Raw genomic sequence first — 22,618 nt, 5'->3', positions numbered from 1 at the left:
TTTTATTTACTTGTGCGTTTTTTGGTGAATGGGACAAAACTTTTTGAAGTTATGGATAGATAAGCAGAAAAAAGATATTGTTTCAGAATGCGCAGAGGTATTTGGACAATATTTACAAAAGTATTAGCGATTTGACGCACTTTTTGGGCTTTAATGTAACGTTTTTCTATGTTGTAGCGCCATTGCCCAAATCCTCTACGATACGCTTTTTCCAATGGCTGATTAAAGATATAAAGTAAAAATTTTTCAAGTTTTTCATCAAATAAATGTTGATGATTTGTGTCCAAAAACGCAGATTCGCTTAACATTGCCAAATAAGCCTCATCGTTAGTATCAAGATAAGTAATAACCTCCAAAACTTCTTTAAAATCTTTATACTGATGGATATTGATAAAAGATTTTGGATTTACCCCCCCCCCGCTACATCTAAAGGCAAACTTACGCGTTTATCACCCCAATAAATGGGAATCGTGTGTGCAGCAAAAGCTTGGATAAGCTTTTCTGTCGTGTAGCCATTTGTGCTTGAATTTTCAAAAGCAATATTGAATTTTCCCTCTTGCAAAAATGTGTGTTTGTCTGCCACAGGTGTGCCAATATTGTTTTTATATTGCCCCCCGCTATGTATATGTTTGTATTGATTGAGAAAATCAAAAAATTGTGTACGTGTTTCATCTGCTTTGCCATTGCTCACGACAAAAGTGCAAAAGCGTGTTTTGCTTCCAATCGTTTCTGGCGTGATATGCAAATGTTTATTCATAGCTTTTTGCATATCAGATTCATAGTGGAGATAAAGTGGATAGCGCAAATATCGGTCTTCAAAGTGGATATAATCATACCCAATAGCATAATCACAAAAATTAAAATCAGCCCTTACATTCTCACCTGTGGCAAAGATTCTCACTCCATCGTAATGAATATGCTCAAATCCCATACAAGAGTAAAAAATATAATCTGGGTTTTCATCGGTAAAAATAAGTTCATAATGTTGCTTTAATAAAGTAACAATTTTCCCTCTCACCGCTCCATCACAAAAATATACTTTTTTTGTGGGTTTGGGTGCTTTTGTGCAATTTTGGCTCATTGCTCTATATTCCCCATAGCTTCACTTTGAGCGTGGGCAATAAGAGGATTGATAAATTCATCAAGTAGCCCACCTAACATAATTTCTTCAAGGCTATAAAGTGTTAAACCTATGCGATGGTCTGTGAGACGATTTTGTGGATAGTTGTAAGTGCGGATTCTCTCGCTTCTATCACCACTTCCTACTTGAGTCTTGCGCGCTTCTTTGTTTTGTGTATTTTGGGCTTCCATCTCTGCCTCATAAAGTCTTGCTTTAAGTATCTTCAATGCTTTATCTTTATTTTTATGTTGAGATTTTTCATCTTGCATAGAAACGCTAATGCCTGTGGGAATATGCGTGATTCTCACTGCTGAATCTGTGGTATTTACGCTTTGTCCTCCGTGTCCGCTGCTACGAAAAACATCAATTTTTAAATCATTAGGATTGATATTAATTTCCACATCATCAACTTCAGGCATAATCGCCACCGTGATAGCTGAAGTATGAATGCGTCCTTGAGATTCTGTCTCTGGCACGCGTTGCACCCGATGAGTGCCACCTTCAAATTTAAGCTTGGAATACGCACCATTTCCTTTGACAAGCGCAATCACTTCCTTATAGCCACCGACATTATTTTCACTTGAGCTTATAATTTCAACTTTCCATTTTTGCAAATCTGCATAGCGACAATACGCCTTAAATAAATCTCCTACAAAAATCCCCGCCTCATCACCACCTGTCCCAGCGCGAATCTCAAGGTAAATATTTTTGCTATCATTTGGGTCTTTAGGAATAAGGAGGAGTTTGATTTCTTCTTCTAGTGTAGCTTTAGCAGATTCTAAATCTTTGAGTTCTTCTTTGGCAAGTTCGCCAAGCTCTTTATCTTCAAGCAAGGCTTTATTTTGTGTAATATTTTCAAGGAGGGAAAAATATGTTTTGGCATTTTGTGCGATAGATTCTATATCGCTTTGCTCTTTACTAAGCTGGGTAAGCTGTTTGATATTTGAAAGAACAGATTCTGAACTAAGGAGGCTTGAAATTTCATCATAACGCGCCACAATGGGTTTAAGTTTGTCAGTAAGCATTTCAGCCTCTTAAAGAAAATAATTTAAGCAGATTGAGCGATTTTTTTCACACTTGCATTAAGCCGCGATACTTTGCGCGCAGCAGTATTTTTTTTCAAAATCCCTTTACTGACATATTTATGGAGCTCTTTGTTGGCAATTTTAAGTGCTTCTTGTGCTTTTGCTACATCTTTACTTGAGACAGCCTCACGAATGTCTCGCACAATATTTTTAATACGCGTCTTGTAGTATCGGTTGCGTTCAGTTCTTGTTTTGGTTTGCCGAATGCGTTTTTGAGCAGATTTATGATTTGCCATTTTTATTAGTCCTTTTTTTAAAAAATTAGGGCAAGATTCTGCCAAAAGTTTAATTAAATGCAGTTTAAAAGTCTGTAAGGGGATTGATGATGAAAACAAAAGAAAAAGATATAAAGGTAAAACTATTTGGCACTGATGGTGTGCGAGGACGCGCAGGAGAGGTGATTACTCCCTCAAGTGTGATAGCATTAGGAACAAGCGCGGGGATACACTTTCGTCAGCATTCATTAACAAATAAGATTCTCGTAGGTAAAGATACGCGCCGTAGTGGCTATATGATAGAAAATGCTCTTGTTTCAGCTCTCACTTCTGTGGGTTATGATGTAATACAAATTGGTCCTATGCCTACTCCTGCAGTTGCTTTTTTGACAGAGGATATGCGTTGTGATGCGGGCATTATGATAAGCGCGAGTCATAATCCTTATGATGATAATGGCATAAAATTTTTTAATCATTTTGGCTATAAACTTGCTCAAGAGGAAGAAGAGAGTATAGAATCTTATTATCACAATCCTGCTTCACTCCAAAGCGCACTCAAAAGTGGGTTAGAAATTGGGAGTTCAAAACGCATTGATGATGTGGTGGGACGTTATATTGTGCATATTAAAAATTCCTTTCCTAAGAATCTGACTTTGCGTGGATTGCGCATTGTGTGTGATTGTGCCAATGGTGCGGCATATCGTGTTGCACCCATTGTTTTAAGGGAGTTAGGAGCTGATGTAATTGCTATCAATGATGAACCCAATGGTTATAATATCAACAAGCAATGTGGGGCTATGCACCCTGAAGGTTTGGCTCAAGAAGTGATGACTTATCGTGCTGATATAGGTTTTGCGCTTGATGGTGATGCAGATAGATTAGTAGTGGTGGATAATCAAGGAAATATTGTCAATGGTGATAAACTCATTGGCGCACTTGCGCTTTATCAAAAGCAAATCGGCGCACTTGAAAACAACGCTATTGTGGCAACCCTGATGAGTAATCTCGCACTTGAGGAATTTCTCAAATCTCATAAAATAGGGCTTCATCGTTGTAATGTGGGAGATAAATATGTATGGGATACAATGCGTGAGCATAATCTTAATTTTGGAGGAGAGAGTAGCGGGCATATTATTTTTAGTGATTATGCTAAAACAGGCGATGGCTTGGTAAGTGCATTGCAAGTTTTAGCACTTTTAATCCAAAGCGCTAAAAGTGCGAAGGAAATACTCAATCCATTTGAACTTTATCCAAGTGAATTATACAATCTTAAAGTTGCTCACAAAAAGCCCCTTGAAAGCATTAATGGTTTGCAAGAGAGGTTAGATTCTATTACCCAAAGTGGGAATCGCCATCTTGTGCGCTACTCTGGCACAGAAAATAAGCTTAGAATCTTGGTAGAAGGCAAAGATTCTAAGCTTGTGAGTGAGCAGGTGAAAATGCTCATTGATTTTTGTCAAAAGCAGCTTAATGCGTAATATTTTTTCATTCACGCATTTAAGGCAGATTACGACAAGGCAAATGTGCATTTTTATCGCACTTTTTGCTCTAAGCATTTTGCTTGACCAATGGGTAAAGCTTATTATGCTTGAGGGTTTTGTGTGGGAGAATGAGGCAATCACTATTGGCGGTAGGGCTCTTGTGTATAACAAAGGCGTGGCATTTTCAATGTTTAGCTTTTTAGAAGAGTATTTAAAATATATTCAGATTCTCTTTTTGTTTCTTTTGTTGCTTGGTGCGCTATGGAGTGATTTTTTTGTCAAACATTATGTGCCACTTGGGATACTCATTGGTGCTGGCTTATCAAATATCATTGATAGGTTTATGTATGGGGGAGTTGTAGATTATGTGTATTGGCATTATTGGTTTGATTTTGCGATTTTTAATCTTGCCGATGTGCTTATTGATATAAGTGTGGCATTGATGATACTTCAAATGCTACGCGAGAAAAAATTGTAAAAGTAAGAGAATCCTAAAAATAAAGTAAAATAAAGAAACGATATTGGAGCGAAATGATTGCAAAATGGTGGCCACGACTGGACTTGAACCAGCGACCACTACCATGTCAAGGTAGTGCTCTACCAACTGAGCTACGCGACCTTCAATTATAGAAACTTATACATAGAATCTAAAAGCTATTGCTAATGCAAGATATGCAGCTAAAAAGAGCGGATTCTATCTCAAGCTTGATTTAAACTTTCTTAAAATCATTTTTGATTTTTCTGTATAATGATTTTATTTTTTAAATAAGGAGACACAATGCAGATAAAACCCTCTCATATTTTGAATCAAATTGTATATTTTGCCCCCCCCCCACTGACTTAGAAAGCAATTCTTCTCACCCCTTATCTCACACCCAATGTCATTTTTCACAAGGAGAATCTTCCTTTCCCAAAGAAGGTATGGATATGTTGTATTTGGCTGAAAATAAGCATTTTTGGCATATTGCACGCCGCGAGTTTATTTTCCAAGAAGTTTCCAAAGCTCTTATGCGCTCTTTTGGATTGGAGGCGAAGATTCTTGATGTGGGTGCTGGGACAGGAAGCATTACGCGGCATTTTCTTCATTGTGGTTATAAAAATATGGCTGTGGGCGAAATACACCCTCAAGGCTTAGAATATGCCAAAAGCTATGGCATTACACAGCTTTATTGTATGGATTTGCTTGATGTGCCTTTTGAAGATGAGTTTGATTGTATTTTTGCTTTTGATGTGCTTGAGCATATTGATGATGATAAAAGCGCACTTTTGAATATGAAGCGTATGCTTAAAAATAATCCTGCCAGCTTGGTTTGTTTGAGTGTCCCTGCGCACCAGTGGCTATGGAATGCTCACGATGTGAGCGTGCATCATAAACGCCGCTATACCAAAGCCACGCTTACAAATCTTATGTGTGAGTGTGGATTCCATATAGAATCTGCACAATATTTTTTTATTGCACTCACGCCACTTTTGTTCGCACGCGCTTTGCTCAATCCTGCTTCAAAGGCAAAACAATTAGAATCCCAAGAATTGCGTGATGTCCCACCGCCTAAGATTCTCAATCGCGCACTGCTTAGTATGTGTCGCTTGGAAAATAAATGTATATCTTTTTTACCAAATTGCTTTGGAGGCTCATTGCTTGTGATTGCGCATAATTAATCATTAATTGAAAAAATCTTGCTATACTACGCATTTTATCGTGTCTTAAAGATTGAAGAGGCTTAAAGGATTGAATGTGAAAGAATATGTTGTGGGCGTAGTTGGCGCAAGTGGTGCTGTGGGGGAAGAGATTTTTAGAGTGCTAGAGGAGCATAAGTTTCCTGTATCAAGGGTTGTGCCATTAGCAAGTGAGCGCAGTGTAGGTAAGGAGATAGAATTTGATTCTCAAACTTATAAGATTTTAGAAACTACCGATGAAATTTTTGCAAAAGAAGGCATAGAAATTGCGTTTTTTTCTGCGGGTGGGGCAGTGAGCGAGCGATTTGCACTAAGTGCTGCTAAAGCCGGGGCAGTGGTGATTGATAACACAAGCTATTTTCGTATGGATAAAGATGTGCCTTTAGTCGTGCCTGATGTAAATCCACAAGATATAGCATTTTGGGATAAAAAGGGCATTATTGCCAATCCTAATTGCTCTACGATTCAAATGGTGCAGGTGCTAGCACCTTTGCATAAAGCTTTTGGTATCAAACGCGTAGATGTGAGCACCTATCAAGCCGCAAGTGGCGCAGGAAAACGCGGTATGGAGGAGCTTGTTATGCAAATGCAAGCGTTTTTTGCCTTTAAGCTTGATGAGGCGCAAACACAGGTATTCCCTCATCGCCTTGCTTTAAATGTGATTCCACATATTGATGTATTTATGCCTAATGATTACACAAAAGAAGAGATGAAAATGATTAATGAAACCCATAAAATTATGCACACAGATTTTCCTGTGAGTGCGACTTGTGTGCGCGTGCCTGTATTAAGAAGCCATAGTGAATCTATAAGCATTACTTTTGCATCTGAAGTGAGTGCAAAGCAAGTGCGTGAGATTCTCTTAGAATCTCCTTATCTTGTGCTGTGTGATAATCCACAAGAAAAACTCTATCCTATGCCTATCACAGCGACTGAAACTGACCAAACTTATGTAGGGCGAGTGCGTGAGGATAATTTTGATAAACATATTATTCATTTATGGTGTGTGGCTGACCAGATTCGTGTAGGTGCAGCCACAAATGCTGTGAGAATTGCGCAAAAGTGGATTGAAATGCAAAAGTAAAGAGGGAGGCACAAATGATTTTTATTGATGCGTGTTTGAGGAAACCCACGCCTTATACACCTATATGGATTATGCGCCAAGCTGGGCGATATTTGAGTGAATATAAAGAGAGCAGAGCTAAGGCTGGAAGTTTTTTACATTTGTGTAAGAATGTAGAGCTTGCCACTGAAGTAACATTGCAGCCTGTGGAGATTCTTGATGTTGATGCAGCTATTTTATTTAGCGACATTTTAGTTGTGCCTTTGGAAATGGGATTGCCCCTTGAATTTCTCGCAGGTGAAGGTCCTAAATTTAATCGCACAATCAGTAATATGAATGATATTGCAACTCTACAAAAGGGTGCGCATAAACGCCTTACTTATGTCTATGACACGCTAAGCTCTATCCGCACCAAACTGCCAAAAGACAAAGCTTTGATTGGATTTTGTGGTTCGCCTTGGACTTTGGCAACTTATATGATTGAGGGGCAAGGAAGCAAGAGCTATGCTAAAAGCAAAGCAATGCTGTATAGACAGCCACAGATTCTTAAAGCTTTGCTTGAATCTTTAAGTGAAGAATTAAAGCTCTATCTTGAGGAGCAAATCCGCGCAGGTGCAAATGCAGTGCAGATTTTTGATAGCTGGGCAAGTGCGCTTGAATGTGAGGCGTATTTGGAATTTAGTTGGCAGTATATGAAAGATATTGCTCAATATATCAAAGATAAATACCCACATATTCCTGTTATGCTTTTTCCTAAAGGAATTGCTGGATATTTGGATAGAATAGATGGGTATTTTGATGTTTTTGGTGTGGATTGGAGCACGCCTATGGCATTAGCAAAATCACATCTTGGCAAAAAATATGTTTTGCAAGGTAATCTTGAGCCTTCAAGGCTCTATGATAGAGAATCTATGGAACGTGGCATTGACGAGATTCTTAAAATTATGGGGAAAAAAGAGGGGCATATTTTTAATTTAGGACACGGAATGCTTCCAGATTTACCGCGCGAGAATGCTATTGCCCTTGTGCAAATGGTGAGAGAAAAATCAAAGCGATGATGTCATCTTTGGTGTGTAGGTAACTTTTAATTTTTTAATCCTCGCACCTTCCATTTCAAGCACTTCAAAAATACAATGTTCATCGGTAATTTTATCTTTCATCATAGGCAATCGCCCAAAAAGCCCAAATACATAACCCCCGATAGTGATATGGTCATTTGTATTTTTAAAAGTAATGCCGAGCATTTCTTCAATATCGCTTATTTCAAGTTTGCCATCAAATTCATAAGTTTGCGCGTCAATTTGCCTCATATCTTCAATTTTCAAATCGTGCTCATCAGAAATATCCCCCATAATTTCCTCAATAATATCTTCCATTGTTAAAAGCCCAGAAGTGCCACCATATTCATCAACAACAAGTGCGGTATGGACTTGCTGACGATTCATTGTATTTAAAATTTCAGAGATATGCGCACTTTCTGGCACGATAATCATATTGCGGACAAGCTTAGAGAGATTGCGTTCCTTGCCTTTTATCGCGTTTTCAAATAAATCGCGGATATGTATCATACCTAGGATATTGTCTTTAGAATCTTGATAGTAAGGATAACGCGTGTGATTTGTTTGCAAAATAATATCAATATTTTTTTCATATCCATCTTGCGCATTTAAACATATCATATCTTTTCTAGGTGTCATAATCTCCCGAGCAAGGGTATCAGAGAAATCAACTGCATTTTTGATGATTTCACCCTCTATGGAATCTATATAACCCTCTTTAAGACTTTCGCCTATAATGATTTTAAGTTCCTCATCAGAATGCGCGACTTCATTTTCCCGCGCAGGTGAGATGTTAATGAATTTAAGAAAAAATGCTGCAAGCAAATCAAAAAGCTTAATCAGTGGAGAAAAGATAATCCGAAATGTATAAAGCGGCTTGGCAATCAAAAGCACAATAGATTCTGTTTTGGCAATAGCAACTGACTTTGGCACGAGCTCTCCAAGCACAACGTGAAGAAGTGTTACAAAAACAAAAGCAATCACTGATGCAATAGAATGCACTAAAAAGGGTGAAGATTCTAAGAAGTATTCAAATGGGATACTCATAAGCTTAACAAAAGCATTTTCACTAATCCAACCTAATGCAAGAGAGGCTAGGGTGATACCAAGCTGTGTTGCGCTCAAATATGTATCAAGCGAATGAGTAATTTTCAAAGCCAAAGAAGCATTTTTGACATCATTTTTCACAAGCTCCTCTAGCTTTGATTTTCGTATCTTAACAATAGCAAATTCTGAAAGCACAAAAAAAGCATTGAGAAACACTAAAAGCAATGCCAAAATAAGCATCAAAATGGACGAATATGGGTCCAAAAAGTCTCCTTCTCAAAATAAAGTTTTAATTGTAATCAATCAAATCTTTTAAAAAACTAAATGCTAAAGCCAAGACTTGTGATTACATAATAAGTAGCACCACCAAGCACAGCAGATACGGGTACTGTGATAAGCCACGAGGCAACAATTTTATTGATTGCACTACGTTTTACAAGCTCTTGTTTGTAGGCTTTTTTAAGCGATTTGCGTTCTTTCCTGTCAAAATATGGTATATCTTTAAGCTGTCTATTATTCTTAATAGATTCCAACATTAAACCTTTTTTCTTGATGCTTGCTTTATTGAAACGTTCTAAAAATGCTTCCACTTCTTGTGCGTCCTTACCTTTATGAGCTTTTATGATAATTTGTTGCATTTCATAATAGCGCTTTTTGAGATACTCACGCAAGAAACCCACACCAAATATCGCTCCAATAGCAATATGGGTTGAGCTTACAGGCAATCCTAGTTGAGAGGCTAAAAGGACGGTTAGAGCTGCACTCATAGCGATACAAAATGCCCTCATTTTATCTAATTCAGTGATTTCACTCCCCACCGTGCGAATAAGACGCGGTCCATAGAGTGCAAGTCCCAAAGAAATACCCAAGCCCCCTACAAGCATAATCCATAGTGGCACATTTGCTTTACCTGTGGGGAGAGATTGGCTAAGATTTTCAAGTGCTTCACTAATCGCTGCGAGTGGTCCAATGGCATTTGCCACATCATTTGCTCCGTGGGCAAAGCTCAAAAGTGCTGCTGAAAAAACAAGTGGAATAGTAAAGAGTGAATTAATATCTTCTTTAGTATTAAGAAGAGAATCTGCCTTCTTGGCTATGATAGGACGCACTATAAAATAAACGCCAACAGCAATAATAAGGCTAATACACACGGATATGCCTAAATTAAGCGATGGCAATATTTTTCTTAATCCTTTGAGTATGAGATAAAGACTAAAAGCCCAAGTCATTACAAAAACAAGAATAGGCACTACTTTTTTGGCTGCCTCACGCTTATCTTCTTTATAGGTAATGCTTTTTTTAATGATGATAAGAAAAATGACTGCGATTAAGCCACCAAGCACAGGTGAGATAATCCAACTTGATACAATGCGTAAGCATTCTCCCCAATTTACAATATCAAAGCCTACTGCAACAATTCCAGCACCTAATATTCCGCCTACAAGTGAGTGTGTCGTTGAAACAGGAGCTCCAATAGCCGTGGCAAGATGTAACCACACTGCACCTGAAGCGAGAGCTGCAAGCATAAGAGCAATAAATACACTTGGGTCAGTAATGTTTTGAGAATCTATAATACCAGATTTAATTGTTTCTACAACCTCTCCACCAGCTATAACTGCCCCCATAGCTTCACAAATTGCAGCAATTATAATTGCTCCTACAAGGGTAATCGCGTGAGAACCAACAGCAGGACCAACATTGTTTGCCACATCATTTGCCCCAATACTCATTGCCATATAACCACCAATGATAGTCGCAAAAACAAGCAAAAGCGTGTTATGACCTGTATGAATGAAAATCGCTAGCAGTGAAATCACTAAGAAAAAGATAAGCACAATAAAAAGCTTTATGCCATCTTTTTGGCTAAAACTCTGCGCCTTTTCAATTTGTTTGATATTTTTAAACTCCATAAATCCTCCTTTTTAATTGAGTTTATTTGGTAACCAAAGTGAAATATCAGGAATATAAGTTATCAACAATAAACCCAATAACATTATTCCAAGCCAAGGAAGCACTGAAGCCGTTACATCTTTAAGACTAAGTCCTGTGAGCGAACTTGCTACAAAAAGATTCAATCCCACAGGTGGTGTAAGCATACCGAGTTCCATATTTACAACCATCACGACACCAAAATGTATAGGATCTATACCAAGAGCTAATGCAATGGGTAAAAGCAGTGGTGTCATTATCATAATAACAGAGCTAGGTTCCATAAATTGCCCCATAATAAAGAGCATAATATTTACAAGGATAAGAAATACCCACCAGCTCATTTGCTGCGCGACAAGAAATTCTGCTATGAGGTGGGGGATTCTTTCATTGGTTAAAAAATGTGCAAACACGACTGCAAAACCTATAATAAAAAATATCATAGCTGTGGTGATAGCCGCGTCTAAAAATACTGAATGGAGGTCTTTGAGCTTAATATCTTTATAAACAAACACAGAGATAATAAATGCATATACTGCACTAATGCCAGCCGCTTCTGTGGCAGTAAATATACCCCCATAAATCCCACCAATAATAACAAAGATAATGAGTAACGCCCAAAATGCTTCACGAAATTTTTGAAAGCGCACTTTGAAACTTTCAGGCTTTGTAGCTTTAAAGCCCAGCCGTTTTGCCCCCACATACGCATAAAGCATCATCATAATACCAATCATTAAGCCCGGAATCACTCCTGCCATAAAGAGTTTTTCAATAGAAACTTCAGCAGTTACACCATAAACAATCATTACAACCGAAGGAGGAATAAGTATCCCTAGACTTCCAGCTGATGTAATAGCACCTACTGCATAACTTTTGGGGTAACCAGCACTTTTAATGGCTAAAAACATTACTGAACCAACAGCAACAACAGTGGCAGGAGAACTACCACTTACTGCAGCGAAAATGATACAAGCTAGAATTGCACTTATGGGTAATCCACCCGGTAAATGCCCTACAAGGGAGGTTGCGAAATTAATAATGCGTTTGGCTGAACTCCCCTTGCTCATAAGAGAACCTGCAAGGATAAACATAGGAATCGCCATAAGAGCAGGCTTTAAGCCATTAAACATAATTTCAGCTGAACCAATAATATTATATGAAGTAAAAAAATAAAGTGTGCTAATTGCACTTATACCCAAAGCAATAGAAACAGGAACACCTAAAAGCAATAAGCCAAATAAAGTAATCATTAGATATGCAACACTCATTAATACTCCATTAATCTTTCGTTACACTATCGTGTATCATTTCATTTTCTGCATTTTTAATGACCTTGTCTGCTTCCATCCAAGAAACTTCATAGATTTTTTCAATGGAGCGATAAGTCGCACCAAAAAATGCTAAAGGCAAACAAAGCAAAAAAATCCACAAAGGGACATTATGCAATGCTTCACTCATATAACCAAGAATATAGTTATCATAACATACCATAACTCCAGCATATGTCATAAAAGCAAGAAAAATTGCATTAAGTGTATGTATGCCAAGCACACAAGCTTTAGCATATGGGGGAGGGAAACGTTCAAGTAGCATAGTAACGCTAATATGCACACCTTTTCTGAATCCATACGCCGCTCCAAAAAGAGCTGACCACAAAAAACAATATCGTGCTATTTCTTCCGCCCAAGTAAGTGAGAGGTGGATAAAATCTGGAAATAATCCAGTAAGATAACGACAAAATACATTTAAAGCAGTGATAAGCACACCTACCCCTAAGCCAATTACAGCAATATTTTTATTAATGGAAGCAATAATTTTATCTAAAATGGCAAAAATCTTAAGAATGCGTGGGTTATGATGTGCCCACACAAATGGTTTAGTAATCCAAGAAAACATCAAATTTTCTCCGCAAATTATTGCACTTGTATAACTTTTTCAATTAAATCCTGCCCCACTATATTATAAAATTTAGGATAGATAGCTCGCATAGTATCTTCCCACAATGCTTTTTGTTCATCATTTATTGTGATGATTTGTGTTTTTGTTGTGTCATCTTTCTCAAGTTTTTTGAGGAATACTTTTTCTTCTTTGGCGCTTTCTTCGCGTTCAAACTCTGTGGCTTCGTGTAGAGCCTGTTTAAAGATTTCCCTTAAGTCATCAGGAAGCTGTTTCCAAAACTTATCACTTACTATAACAAGATAGCCTAAATAGCCGTGATTTGAGAGTGTAACAGAGCTTTGCACTTCATAAAATTTAGAATTATAAAAATTAGAAAGAGGGTTTTCAGCTGCATCAACTACACCTGTGGAGAGGGAAGAATATACTTCGCCAAAAGGTATGACTTGCGGAATAGCACCAATGACTTTTGTTTGTTCCTCTAATACTTTAGAGCTCATAATTCTCATTTTTTGTCCTTTGGCATCTTCAGGCACAATAATGGGCTTTTTATTCGTGCTAAATTGTTTAAAACCTGCGTCCCAATAATCAAGAGCAACAACACCTTTTTGTGAGATAATATCTTTTAGAATCTGACCTACTTCGCCGTCCATTACCTTGTGTAAATGGTTTGTATCACGGAATAAAAATGGAATATCCCATATATTAAATTCTTTAGCAATAGGGGTGAATTTTGAAAAACTCGGTGCTGCCATTTGAATGTTATTGCGTGCAAGCTCTTGAAATACTTTATCATCATCAACAAGTTGCGCACTTGGAAATACTTCCACCTTGATTTTACCGCCACTTAACTCATTTACGCGTTTAGCAAAAAAATCAGCAGCTTTACCTTTGGGGGTATTTGCACTCACAACGTGAGCAAACTTAACTTTATAGCTCTCTTGCGTTTTATTTTCGCCGCAACCTAAAAATCCAAAACCTATTATGCAGCTTAAGATGAGTGCCGACATTTTGTTATTCATAATTTTACTCCTTTAGTTAATATGTCGTTATATTCTGATTATTTATTCTATAAGGATTTATTATAAAATAAAGAGAGGGCTTTGTGGATTTTGCCTTAAAATGATTATTGTGTGTCATTTATAAACAATTCTTTGATTTTCTAGTATTTGAAAAAATACGTTAGAATTATATATCAAAATACAAAATCATAAGGGGGTTGAGTGTTTCCTTTTAGCGATGAAGATCTTAAAATGCCTGTTGAAATGGTTATTCAAAAAGTGCGCCCTACACTTACGCTTGATGGTGGTGATATTACTTTACTTGGCATTAAAGATGCAAAAGTATATGTGCGCCTTGAAGGTGCGTGCAAAGGCTGTCCAAGTTCAGCAAATACGCTTAAATATGCTATTGAAAATCGTCTCAAGGAGGAAATCCACCCTGATATAACTATTGTTAATGTCCAACACGGAAAAGAAGCAGACTTTCAAATAGGATAGAATATATGGAATCAATCAAACTAACTGACACACGCACGCGTCAAGTTATTAATAGAAATAATAAAAAAGCTTTTGGATTTTTTACTGCTAAGCAATATAAAAAAGCTTTTGATTTTTTTGCATATAATTTAAGTCTTGAACCCAATAATACAGAATCTACTATTGGCGTGCTTCTTTCAGATATGGCTCAAGATTTTGAAGAGCAAGCTCTTGGTTTGTATGAGTATTACCAGATTCTACTCTCACAAGAAATTACTAAAAGCAAGGCAAGGGAACAAATGCTTAAAACCATTCGTAGTTTTGATAAAAGCACGAATAAGATTTTCAATATGATAAAACATATTGAAAATTTGCGTGCTGATGCGATTAATGGCATCTTGTATCAGGATTTTAAACAAATTGTCCAAGATAAACAGAGCTTTAAAGAAGCTTTTGAAGATTTAATCTTTAGCACGAAAATTATTTTTACTAATAAAAATGAGTTTTATGAATTTCTTAATCAACTTGTAGAGAATAATTATCAAGATATGTCAATGGAATATATTGAATATATGGAATCTTTAAGAAAAAGTGTTATCTACGATAAAGAGATTGAGAAGATTCTCCAAAAGGTAGCCGATGATAATCAAAAAAAACGTAAGATATAAGGACAAAGACTTTATAGCCCTAACAGATGATACACGAGTAATAGAATCTTTTCTAAAAGGTGAGGGGGATACATTTGAGCTACAAAAAGATATAAATGTAGATAAGATTTTATTTGTCAGAAATAAACAAAACAAAGATTTTATCACGCCTCACATAGCGCAATCTTGCTCTATTATAGAATCTTATGAGCTTAAAGATATTCTTATGAAAGATTTTTCCCACAATCCACCAAATATTGTAGGTATCACTGGCACAAATGGAAAAACAACCACTGCAGCTATAATTTACTCTATCTTGCTTGATTTGGGGTTTAATGTTGCATTGCTCGGCACAAGAGGGTTTTTTATTAATGAGCGAAACATTAAAGCTAAGGGCTTAACAACTCCAAGTATGCTTGAGTTATACGAAAATCTTTATATTGCTATGGAAAAAAAGTGTGATTTTTTGATTATGGAAGTAAGCTCTCACGCTATTGAACAAGAGCGTATAGCTGGACTTGATTTTGCACTTAAGATTCTTACAAATATTACGAGCGACCATTTGGATTATCACAAGAGCGTAGAGGAATATCGGCACATCAAAAATAGCTTTTTTGAAAGCGAGGGTAAAAAACTGCTCAATGCTGATGAACCTTATGTGCATTGTGTTGATAAAGCAGCCTATTTTTATGGTATAGAAAAAAAAGGGAATTTAAGTGTTGATGTATATGCACTTGAAAATGGAATTGATGGCTATATTTCTTGGAGAGAGCGAGATAGTAAAAAAAATGAACAAAGCTCAATACAAGCCCATTTATATGGGAAACACAACTTATACAACGCCCTTGCTGCAATCGCTGCGGTAAAGATTCTCACTCAAGAGCCACTACACAGCATTACAGAGGCACTAGAGCATTTTGGTGGTGTGAGTGGGCGTATGGAAGTAGTGCATAATACACCACTTGTTATTGTGGATTTTGCACATACGCACGATGGTATGTATCAAATTTTTGAAAGTTTTAGACATTGTAAAGTAGTCGTTGTTTTTGGAGCAGGTGGCGATAGAGATAAATCTAAACGCCCTAAAATGGGAGCTTGTGCGCAGCAATTTGCACATAAAATTTATATCACAAGCGATAATCCACGCACAGAATCTCCACAAAGTATCATTGAGGATATTTTGAGCGGTATGCAAGATAAAAAAAATATATTTGTTGAAATAGATCGTAAAAAAGCAATTCATATGGCTTTAGATTCTCTAGAATCTGATGAAGTGCTTTTGATTTTGGGTAAAGGCGATGAAGATTATCAAATTATTGGCAAGCAAAAAATACATTTTGATGATAGGGAAGTAGTGCGCGATTATTTTATAAATCGCACATAGTTTTATTGTTCAATCCACTCTTGTATTTTTTTGTATAACTGCACACCTATGCGTTTGGCTGTAAAACTAAGCGAGTCATCAATGCTATTGCCTTTATGAGTGTTGCTCACACTCGTGGTAAAAACAGGATTGTTACGGCAATCATAAATTGTCATAATCGCATCTGCTTTGATTGTCGCTCCACCGATGAGAGCAAGTTTAAGTTTCACATTAATGAGATTGTGCGCTTGTGAATCAAAACTATAAAATTCTCCCAACTCTTTTGCAAGTTCGCTTTCAATCACTTCTGCTCGTGCATTGCTTTGGATATTAAGACGCGCCGTAGGAAGAGGTGAGTTCATTGAGAGCAATTTTTCAAGCTGTCTCATATCTTTGGCATTTGAGCCAAGTGAATGTAAAAGCAGTGTATAAAGATTAAGCTTGTTAAGAGCATACTCTAAACGCATTTTATCTTTAATTGAAATGCTACTGCATTGAGACATTCTATTAAAATTCAAAGTGTTATATTCTGTATTAAAGGAGCTTTGAAACTGCCTAACTAAGGAACTTTTTGGGATTTGAGCTTTGATAAAAAACTGATTGTCTTTAAATTCATCTTTTACATAACTTACATCACTAAGCTCAATAGCCGCAACATCAAGTTTAATTTCATTACTTGTTTTGTGCGTAAGAGAAGAATCTTGCCTTTGTGTATGCGATTTAAATTGAGAACTTACTTGCACACTAAGCTGAGAACTTATATCATTCAAAGCCCTAGCTTTAGCAGAATCAAGACTTGTCGCATTGCCAAAACCAATAAGGTGTGTATCATTATGTGCATCTTTCCCATACCAAGATGGTGGCTTAGGTGAATTACCACCACAGCCTCCCAATAAAAAAATTGTTCCGATTGCTAAAACACTTACTAGTCGCATATAAATTACCACATTTTAACGGGTAGTATTTATTGCATTAAAATTTGTGCTAAAATCTCTCATCACTTCTTGTTTTATATCAGTAGGAAGAAGCTTGTTTTGGTTAATTTGCCTTTTGACATTCGCTTCAAGCTTTGCTTTATTTTCCGGGCTAATCTTTGCAAGAACAAAGATACGTGTGCCATCTTCAGTTATCCAAGTATCTGTTTGTTTTGTGCCACTTAGAATTGTAGAAACACTTTGTTTCGTAATTTGTTGTGTAGCAGTTTGCATACTTGCATCACCCAAATCACTTTTAGCCTTTTCTTTAGCATTTGTGAGCATACCCTCAACTTTGACTTCAACTTGTCGCGCTATCTCATCTCTAGCAAGTGCAAGAGCTTCATTGCGTGCAAAGCCCAAATCTCCACCTACAATCTCTGCATCTCCTATGGCACTCATATCACCTTGTCCAGCATTAAGCACCCAATTTGGCGCACCTTTAAGATTGAGAGCTTTAAGAGCTTTTTTACTAATGCTCTTGCCACCAACGCCAAGGCTGTCATCTTTTGCACAACCAACCATAAGTAATGCTAACACTATGCTTCCTGCTAACAATTTTGCCTTTGTATTCATTTTGTCTCCTTTTGTTATGTTTTAAAGTTTGCTTACCAACTTACAGATGAGTTTGAGCCTAGTTTGATGATATTAACCTCATCGTCCCATATGACCGTGCCATCTTTGAGATTGGTAAGAGTAAGCAAGAAATAATAATCCGTGCGTTGTTTTGAGCCGACTCTTGTATTTTTCTGCACGATTTTTCCAGAAAGTGAAAGTTCAGCAGCCTTGAGCGTCCCTTTTTCTATTGTTGTGCGTTGATCAAACTCATCATCATCACGTGCTGTTCTTGCCATTTTGATACCTTTTTCTGTTTTTGCACCTTGAGCAAGTGTAAGGACAAATTTGCCACTATTTCTCATATCACGAGTAATTTTGCGGCTAAGTTGGTCAGTATCAATGGTTTGCATAGTGTCATTTACAACACCAGATATCATCAGCACTTTAGGTTTTCCTCCACTCATACTCCTTACTTGGCTACTCTTAAGAAGAGAGCGCACACTATCACTTGCTGCCTTTTCAATATCGTGATAATCCAAACCCATACTTGCATATGCCTTAGAGTTTGATGGGTCAATATACTGCGGTCCATTGTTGCAACCAGAGATTAAGAGTGTGCTTAGAGCCACCCCACACAATGCTAATTTTTTATTCATCAGTATTCTCCTTTCAGAATTTGATAAGTTGGAAATCTACCCTTTAAACGTAGGTAAAGAATATTATCATTTTTATCACACAAAACAATAACATTTTTTGATTTTTTATCTTCTTCATTACTTTTTGTGCAAGAAAAATTTATCTCATAAAGTGTATTACTATCTGCTTGTAAAGTAAAGTTTGAAATCTTATTTGGCACTTGCAAGGCAAGAACTCGCTTTGGTAAGGCAGTGGTAATGCGTATATCAGCACTATTAGTGGCGGCTGAATATGCTGCACCAATCAAAGATCCCAAGAGAGCACCAGTATCGCCAAATTGTTTCTCTCCCACACTGCTCAAAGTAGCCTGGCTTGCAGCCTTTAAGAGAGATGAAGTAACTGCTCTTGATAAAATAAAAGGAAGTTTTTTGCTAAATTCATTTGCTACCACAGCATCTACATTACTTACCTCAAAAGCTTTAAATGCCTGCTGATTCTGATGGCTTACTGCTTGATATACATTTGCACTTGATATTCCTTCTTTCATCTGCGGAATAGACACGCCCACGTGCAAAACATTAGAGCTTACAAAGTAGGCTGGTAAGTCAATAGAAAACTCCTCAAGTGATGCACCTTGCCCATCTTCTATAATAAACCAAGTGTATGTAGATTTATCACCCATTTTACGATTATTGATTACTGCCAAATCTTGATTAATAACTTGAGAATGTGTGATTCCATATGCTTCTTTATATAAATCAATTGCTTTTGTATAATCATTCTCGCTCATAAAAAATAAAGCTGATACATAGCTTATGGCAGGATTGATAAAACCATTATAGATATTAAAATTTTTAAGATTGCTATATTGGAAATCAAGAATTGAAGTTATATTTGCACTTGACTGGCTCATATCAATATTGCGTAACTTTTCGTTTGAAGCATTTTCTTTTTCACTATCTCTCAAGGCTTTTTGAATATCTTTATTGAAATAGTCTTTAGCACGTCTTTGTCTATCATTCGCCCTGTTAAACTCTACCCTAGCAAGAGCATAATCTCCTAAAGACATAGCATTAAGGGCTTTATAATAGTTAAACATAACACCCTCATAAATATTACCACGATAAGTTTTAAGATTTTCATTCACAAGCACCGAACCAACATTGCCAAATATACCACCCATCAATCCCTCTGATTCATATTGGCTAAAGAGTATTTCACCCTGTTCTAAAAGACTTAGCGTATCTTCTTGATGTGAGGTAAATGCACTAATACCTGCTTGAAGATTCCATAATACATCTCCAGATGTTCCAGCCTCTTCTTTAGCGTATTTATAGGCTTTTTCGTCATTGCCTCCGTAATAATATGTGTTAAATGATTGTAACGAATCGTGATGTGAGCAAGCATTCATAAAAATTATAGTAAGCCATAGCATACTCACAAATATAACTTGTCTCAAATGATTACTCCAATGTTAAATAGCGCGGTTTGGGATTTTATCTTTTCATACTTTAAGATTCACTTTAATTTCACATTTTTTTCATATCATATTAAGGATAATTTTATACTAAGGAATAAACGAAGTGAGGTATTTATGGTTATTTGTCGGTATGATATATATGGGGTGTGGCACACAGATTCCCACACTTGAACAAAGTGCTCAACAAACACATATTCCCTCTGCTTTTTCCAATGCTAAAGACTTACTTATACCTCAAAATACGACAAAAATAAAACAATCCACAGATTCTGTAAATATAGAATCTTTACAAGAGCAACCTTTTAGATTACAACAATTTATGGCTCTTATTGATGATAAGCAGCTGCATCAAATCCTTCATCTTGCTCTCAAAAACAATACAAATGTGCTTACAATGATTTCACGCATTAAACAAGCTAAGTCTCAAATGAAAATCAATACTGCAAATATGCTTCCCATACTTAATGCAGGGCTAAACTCAAGCTATATTGATAGGCGCACTCTTTCTCAAACTGCAACTATTCGTCCGGGTGCAAATTCAATCAATGCAAATATCAGTATGAGTTGGGAACTTGATTTATTTGGTAAGCTCAATGCCTTGACTCAATCAAGCAAAAAAGCGTATCTACAAGCACAAAGTAATCTTGCTTTTGCACAAATTTCTTTAATTGCAGAAGTAGCAACTTTATATTTTACTTTGCGGGATAATGCTTATTCGCTTACTCTTGCAAAATCTACTCTGAAAAATTTAGAGCAGATTCAAGCTATTAACACAGATAAACACAAGCTTGGTTTAATTGATATTCATACATACCAAAGCTTTGTGGCAAATACCACCGCGCAAAAAAATACTTATGAAAGCCTCTCTTACACTTTTGAACAAAACAAAAATGCCTTACTTGTGCTTTTAAATATTAATGCCGATGAACTCGCCCAAAATATTGATTTTTTAGATTCTCTACATTATACATTTCCGCATATTGCAAATTTTTATATAGATAAAATGCCAAGTGATATTTTACTTTCACGCCCAGATATTCAAGCAAGTCTTTATGCCTTGCATTCCCAGCTTTATAAACAAAGTAATGCAAATGCTGCAAGATTACCAAATATCTCACTTAGTGGCTCAATCGGTGAGATTCTATATAGCACAAATGGAGCAGGCTCACTTGTGTTTCAAATTGCAAATTCTATCACTGCGCCACTGCTTAATCGCACATCTTTAAAGCAAAATTATCTTATTCAAAAAGAATTGAGCAATGAAGCCTATTATACATTGCAAAATAATGTCAATACAGCTCTAAGTGAGGTTGAAAATGCACTTTTTGATATGCAATCTAAAAAAAATCAAGTGCAAAACACGCAAAATGTATATGACATCGGTGCGAAAGCTTATGAAAGTAATAGTGCAAAAAATAAACGCGGATTGCTTGATAAAAATGATTTTTTAAGCAACGAAAATACATATTTTAATTTGCAAACACAACTTCATAATGCTAAAACAAGCGAGATTCTCTCACTCATTACGCTTTTTAAAGCTTTGGGTGGGAATCTTGCTTTAGAGCAAATAGAGAATCTACAAAAAGAAAAATCTCCATTAAGGAAGTAAATAATGAATGTATATCAAACCCTTCATACAAAAAAATATAGAGGCAAAAAAATTCCTCCTATGGTGTGGTTTATCGTACTTGGCATTCTTGTGCTTTGTGTGCTTGGTATTATTTTATGGAATCTTTTTGCTTCCAAAATTGAATATGAAACAATAAAACCCACACGTGGCGATATTAAGTCAAGCATTTCGGCTTCAGGCTCTCTTTCTCCTGTGAATGAAGTAGAAATTGGCAGCGTGATTTCCGGACTTGTGCTTGAAGTACTTGTAGATGAAAACGATGAAGTGAAACAAGGACAAGTGCTTGCTCGCATTAATCCAGAGAGTATTAATCAACAAATTGCTAAATTTGAAGCCCAACTTCATTCTGCACAAGCTCAACTTAGGGCAAGTGAGCAAACCCTAGCAGATAAAAAATGGAATTATGATAGATTAAAAGAGCTTTACAAGGCAACAAATGGAGCTTCACCCTCTTTGCTTGAACTGCAAACTGCTAAAACGAATTATACTTCTGCGCGTTCTGATGTGGATATTAAACGCGCTAGTATTATTGAGATTCAAACAAGCATTGAGAGTGCTAAGATTGATTTAAAAAATTCTGAAATCATTTCACCTGTTGATGGCATTGTGCTTACGCGTAGTGTGGAAGTAGGGCAAAGTGTGGCAGCAAGTTTTCAAGCACCTACACTTTTTAAAGTTGCAGAGAATCTTGAAGAAATGCAGCTTTATGCAAGCATTTCAGAGGCAGATATTGGCAAGGTGAAAGAGGGACAAGAAGTCATTTTCACCGTTGATGCTTACCCGGATAAGAACTTTCACGCAAAGGTAAATCGTGTGAATTTTGGCTCGGGCGATGGCAGCAATTCTTCTTCAAATACTTCCTCAAACACCTCTACTATCATCACTTATCGTGCAAAAATTGAAGTAGATAATAAATCTCTTCTTTTGCGCCCTGATATGAGTGCCACAGCGGATATTATCATTGCAAAAGCTCAAAATGCACTTCTTGTGCCAAGCTCTGCTTTATATTTTGATTTAAATAAGGCATTGCAAAAGGCAGGTATAAAAAAGAACGATTCTGCGCTTAATCCTATGGTTGCCCCCTCTCGTCCTCGCCCTCCTAAAGCACAAATTAATATCAAACAAAAGCACCAAAGCAAAAGTGGCACATTATGGATTCTCAAAAATGGCACACCTGAATCCGTGGAGGTGGAAATAGGCATTACTGATGGTGCTCATACACAGATTCTAAGTGGTATTGATGAGCAAACGCAAGTCATTACAAAAATAAAAGCACAATAG

The 22,618-nt window shown here is 36.7% G+C and carries 23 protein-coding genes and 1 tRNA gene; 10 read left to right on the top strand and 14 right to left on the bottom strand.

The window, feature by feature from the left end:
- Positions 1-2 precede the first annotated feature (2 nt).
- From OQH61_RS02885 to rpsT, 4 genes are read right to left on the bottom strand one after another with little or no spacing between them, the layout of a single operon-like run.
- The gene (locus OQH61_RS02885; protein ID WP_266025772.1) at positions 3-356 is read right to left on the bottom strand and encodes a hypothetical protein; all 354 of its coding nucleotides are present in this window, start codon (positions 354-356) and stop codon (positions 3-5) included.
- 50 nt (positions 357-406) lie between these two features.
- On the bottom strand, positions 407-1,081 hold the full coding sequence (locus OQH61_RS02880; RefSeq protein WP_266025771.1) for a glycosyltransferase family 10 domain-containing protein: 675 nt from the start codon (positions 1,079-1,081) through the stop codon (positions 407-409).
- The gene (prfA, locus tag OQH61_RS02875; protein WP_266025770.1) at positions 1,078-2,145 is read right to left on the bottom strand and encodes a peptide chain release factor 1; all 1,068 of its coding nucleotides are present in this window, start codon (positions 2,143-2,145) and stop codon (positions 1,078-1,080) included. Before prfA ends, OQH61_RS02880 begins: the two co-directional genes overlap by 4 nt.
- Before the next feature lie 23 nt (positions 2,146-2,168).
- Complete coding sequence (gene rpsT / locus OQH61_RS02870) at positions 2,169-2,441, bottom strand: 30S ribosomal protein S20 (RefSeq protein ID WP_266025768.1); 273 nt, start codon at positions 2,439-2,441, stop codon at positions 2,169-2,171.
- Positions 2,442-2,530: 89 nt separating this feature from the next.
- Here rpsT and glmM point away from each other — a divergent pair, with 89 nt between their 5' ends.
- Together glmM and lspA are read left to right on the top strand one after the other, a co-directional pair.
- Positions 2,531-3,898, top strand: coding sequence for a phosphoglucosamine mutase (gene glmM / locus OQH61_RS02865; protein WP_266025766.1), 1,368 nt, complete (start codon positions 2,531-2,533; stop codon positions 3,896-3,898).
- On the top strand, positions 3,891-4,379 hold the full coding sequence (lspA, locus tag OQH61_RS02860) for a signal peptidase II (protein WP_266025764.1): 489 nt from the start codon (positions 3,891-3,893) through the stop codon (positions 4,377-4,379). The genes glmM and lspA overlap by 8 nt, the downstream gene beginning before the upstream one ends.
- Positions 4,380-4,444: 65 nt before the next feature.
- On the opposite strand, the gene OQH61_RS02855 is transcribed toward lspA, so the two are convergent.
- Positions 4,445-4,520 (bottom strand) — tRNA-Val (locus OQH61_RS02855).
- A 308-nt stretch (positions 4,521-4,828) separates the two neighbouring features.
- Here OQH61_RS02855 and OQH61_RS02850 point away from each other — a divergent pair.
- From OQH61_RS02850 to hemE, 3 genes are all read left to right on the top strand, one after another.
- The gene (locus tag OQH61_RS02850) at positions 4,829-5,560 is read left to right on the top strand and encodes a class I SAM-dependent methyltransferase (RefSeq protein ID WP_266025763.1); all 732 of its coding nucleotides are present in this window, start codon (positions 4,829-4,831) and stop codon (positions 5,558-5,560) included.
- A 76-nt stretch (positions 5,561-5,636) separates the two neighbouring features.
- Positions 5,637-6,662 carry an aspartate-semialdehyde dehydrogenase gene (locus OQH61_RS02845; RefSeq protein WP_266025761.1) on the top strand — a complete coding sequence of 342 codons (1,026 nt, stop codon included), beginning with the start codon at positions 5,637-5,639 and terminating at the stop codon, positions 6,660-6,662.
- 14 nt (positions 6,663-6,676) lie between these two features.
- Positions 6,677-7,699: a uroporphyrinogen decarboxylase gene (gene hemE / locus OQH61_RS02840; protein ID WP_266025758.1), complete on the top strand. Its 1,023-nt coding sequence runs from the start codon at positions 6,677-6,679 to the stop codon at positions 7,697-7,699.
- On the opposite strand, the gene OQH61_RS02835 is transcribed toward hemE, so the two are convergent.
- The 5 genes from OQH61_RS02835 to OQH61_RS02815 are packed head-to-tail and all read right to left on the bottom strand — an operon-like array spanning position 7,688 to position 13,593.
- Positions 7,688-9,010, bottom strand: a complete 1,323-nt coding sequence (locus tag OQH61_RS02835; RefSeq protein ID WP_266025755.1) for a hemolysin family protein — start codon at positions 9,008-9,010, stop codon at positions 7,688-7,690. The two genes, hemE and OQH61_RS02835, sit on opposite strands and share 12 nt — an antisense overlap.
- 56 nt (positions 9,011-9,066) lie before the next feature.
- Positions 9,067-10,656 (bottom strand): inorganic phosphate transporter, encoded by a 1,590-nt coding sequence (locus OQH61_RS02830; RefSeq protein WP_266025754.1) that lies wholly within the window; start codon positions 10,654-10,656, stop codon positions 9,067-9,069.
- A 12-nt stretch (positions 10,657-10,668) separates the two neighbouring features.
- On the bottom strand, positions 10,669-11,943 hold the full coding sequence (locus OQH61_RS02825; RefSeq protein ID WP_266025752.1) for a TRAP transporter large permease: 1,275 nt from the start codon (positions 11,941-11,943) through the stop codon (positions 10,669-10,671).
- Positions 11,944-11,953: 10 nt separating this feature from the next.
- Entirely contained in the window at positions 11,954-12,571 is a 618-nt protein-coding gene (locus OQH61_RS02820) for a TRAP transporter small permease (RefSeq protein WP_266025899.1), read from the bottom strand.
- A gap of 17 nt (positions 12,572-12,588) precedes the next feature.
- Positions 12,589-13,593 (bottom strand): DctP family TRAP transporter solute-binding subunit, encoded by a 1,005-nt coding sequence (locus OQH61_RS02815; RefSeq protein WP_266025750.1) that lies wholly within the window; start codon positions 13,591-13,593, stop codon positions 12,589-12,591.
- Between the two features lie 201 nt (positions 13,594-13,794).
- Between OQH61_RS02815 and OQH61_RS02810 the strand changes: the two genes are divergently transcribed.
- The 3 genes from OQH61_RS02810 to OQH61_RS02800 are packed head-to-tail and all read left to right on the top strand — an operon-like array spanning position 13,795 to position 16,080.
- A complete protein-coding gene (locus OQH61_RS02810) occupies positions 13,795-14,070 on the top strand; it encodes a NifU family protein (RefSeq protein ID WP_266025748.1) in 276 nt (91 codons plus the stop codon).
- Positions 14,071-14,075: 5 nt separating this feature from the next.
- On the top strand, positions 14,076-14,717 hold the full coding sequence (locus OQH61_RS02805; RefSeq protein ID WP_266025746.1) for a hypothetical protein: 642 nt from the start codon (positions 14,076-14,078) through the stop codon (positions 14,715-14,717).
- Positions 14,689-16,080 carry a UDP-N-acetylmuramoyl-L-alanyl-D-glutamate--2,6-diaminopimelate ligase gene (locus OQH61_RS02800; protein WP_266025744.1) on the top strand — a complete coding sequence of 464 codons (1,392 nt, stop codon included), beginning with the start codon at positions 14,689-14,691 and terminating at the stop codon, positions 16,078-16,080. The genes OQH61_RS02805 and OQH61_RS02800 overlap by 29 nt, the downstream gene beginning before the upstream one ends.
- Before the next feature lie 2 nt (positions 16,081-16,082).
- Here OQH61_RS02800 and OQH61_RS02795 read toward each other — a convergent pair whose 3' ends face one another.
- From OQH61_RS02795 to OQH61_RS02780, 4 genes are read right to left on the bottom strand one after another with little or no spacing between them, the layout of a single operon-like run.
- Positions 16,083-16,994 (bottom strand): LPP20 family lipoprotein, encoded by a 912-nt coding sequence (locus OQH61_RS02795; RefSeq protein ID WP_266025742.1) that lies wholly within the window; start codon positions 16,992-16,994, stop codon positions 16,083-16,085.
- 15 nt (positions 16,995-17,009) lie between these two features.
- Positions 17,010-17,609, bottom strand: coding sequence for an LPP20 family lipoprotein (locus tag OQH61_RS02790; RefSeq protein WP_266025740.1), 600 nt, complete (start codon positions 17,607-17,609; stop codon positions 17,010-17,012).
- Positions 17,610-17,641: 32 nt separating this feature from the next.
- Entirely contained in the window at positions 17,642-18,247 is a 606-nt protein-coding gene (lpoB, locus tag OQH61_RS02785) for a penicillin-binding protein activator LpoB (protein WP_266025738.1), read from the bottom strand.
- Positions 18,247-19,686 carry a hypothetical protein gene (locus OQH61_RS02780; protein WP_266025737.1) on the bottom strand — a complete coding sequence of 480 codons (1,440 nt, stop codon included), beginning with the start codon at positions 19,684-19,686 and terminating at the stop codon, positions 18,247-18,249. Before OQH61_RS02780 ends, lpoB begins: the two co-directional genes overlap by 1 nt.
- Positions 19,687-19,810: 124 nt before the next feature.
- Between OQH61_RS02780 and OQH61_RS02775 the strand changes: the two genes are divergently transcribed.
- Positions 19,811-21,316, top strand: coding sequence for a TolC family protein (locus tag OQH61_RS02775; protein ID WP_266025736.1), 1,506 nt, complete (start codon positions 19,811-19,813; stop codon positions 21,314-21,316).
- Between the two features lie 3 nt (positions 21,317-21,319).
- Positions 21,320-22,618 (top strand): efflux RND transporter periplasmic adaptor subunit, encoded by a 1,299-nt coding sequence (locus OQH61_RS02770; RefSeq protein ID WP_266025735.1) that lies wholly within the window; start codon positions 21,320-21,322, stop codon positions 22,616-22,618.

This window comes from Helicobacter sp. MIT 21-1697, from assembly GCF_026241255.1.
In the GTDB taxonomy this organism is placed as follows: domain Bacteria; phylum Campylobacterota; class Campylobacteria; order Campylobacterales; family Helicobacteraceae; genus Helicobacter_C.
The sequence above is the reverse complement of the archived record's forward strand: the minus strand, read 5'-3'. Positions and strand labels throughout refer to the sequence as shown.

Excerpts from the sequence above, each read along its gene's own strand:
- OQH61_RS02880 (WP_266025771.1), bottom strand. The coding sequence starts at position 1,081 with ATGAGCCAAAATTGCACAAAAGCACCCAAACCCACAAAAAAAGTATAT.
- prfA (WP_266025770.1), bottom strand. The coding sequence starts at position 2,145 with ATGCTTACTGACAAACTTAAACCCATTGTGGCGCGTTATGATGAAATT.
- rpsT (WP_266025768.1), bottom strand. The coding sequence starts at position 2,441 with ATGGCAAATCATAAATCTGCTCAAAAACGCATTCGGCAAACCAAAACA.
- glmM (WP_266025766.1), top strand. The coding sequence starts at position 2,531 with ATGAAAACAAAAGAAAAAGATATAAAGGTAAAACTATTTGGCACTGAT.
- lspA (WP_266025764.1), top strand. The coding sequence starts at position 3,891 with ATGCGTAATATTTTTTCATTCACGCATTTAAGGCAGATTACGACAAGG.
- OQH61_RS02850 (WP_266025763.1), top strand. The coding sequence starts at position 4,829 with ATGTTGTATTTGGCTGAAAATAAGCATTTTTGGCATATTGCACGCCGC.
- hemE (WP_266025758.1), top strand. The coding sequence starts at position 6,677 with ATGATTTTTATTGATGCGTGTTTGAGGAAACCCACGCCTTATACACCT.
- OQH61_RS02830 (WP_266025754.1), bottom strand. The coding sequence starts at position 10,656 with ATGGAGTTTAAAAATATCAAACAAATTGAAAAGGCGCAGAGTTTTAGC.
- OQH61_RS02825 (WP_266025752.1), bottom strand. The coding sequence starts at position 11,943 with ATGAGTGTTGCATATCTAATGATTACTTTATTTGGCTTATTGCTTTTA.
- OQH61_RS02820 (WP_266025899.1), bottom strand. The coding sequence starts at position 12,571 with ATGTTTTCTTGGATTACTAAACCATTTGTGTGGGCACATCATAACCCA.
- OQH61_RS02815 (WP_266025750.1), bottom strand. The coding sequence starts at position 13,593 with ATGAATAACAAAATGTCGGCACTCATCTTAAGCTGCATAATAGGTTTT.
- OQH61_RS02805 (WP_266025746.1), top strand. The coding sequence starts at position 14,076 with ATGGAATCAATCAAACTAACTGACACACGCACGCGTCAAGTTATTAAT.
- OQH61_RS02800 (WP_266025744.1), top strand. The coding sequence starts at position 14,689 with ATGATAATCAAAAAAAACGTAAGATATAAGGACAAAGACTTTATAGCC.
- OQH61_RS02795 (WP_266025742.1), bottom strand. The coding sequence starts at position 16,994 with ATGCGACTAGTAAGTGTTTTAGCAATCGGAACAATTTTTTTATTGGGA.
- OQH61_RS02790 (WP_266025740.1), bottom strand. The coding sequence starts at position 17,609 with ATGAATACAAAGGCAAAATTGTTAGCAGGAAGCATAGTGTTAGCATTA.
- lpoB (WP_266025738.1), bottom strand. The coding sequence starts at position 18,247 with ATGAATAAAAAATTAGCATTGTGTGGGGTGGCTCTAAGCACACTCTTA.
- OQH61_RS02770 (WP_266025735.1), top strand. The coding sequence starts at position 21,320 with ATGAATGTATATCAAACCCTTCATACAAAAAAATATAGAGGCAAAAAA.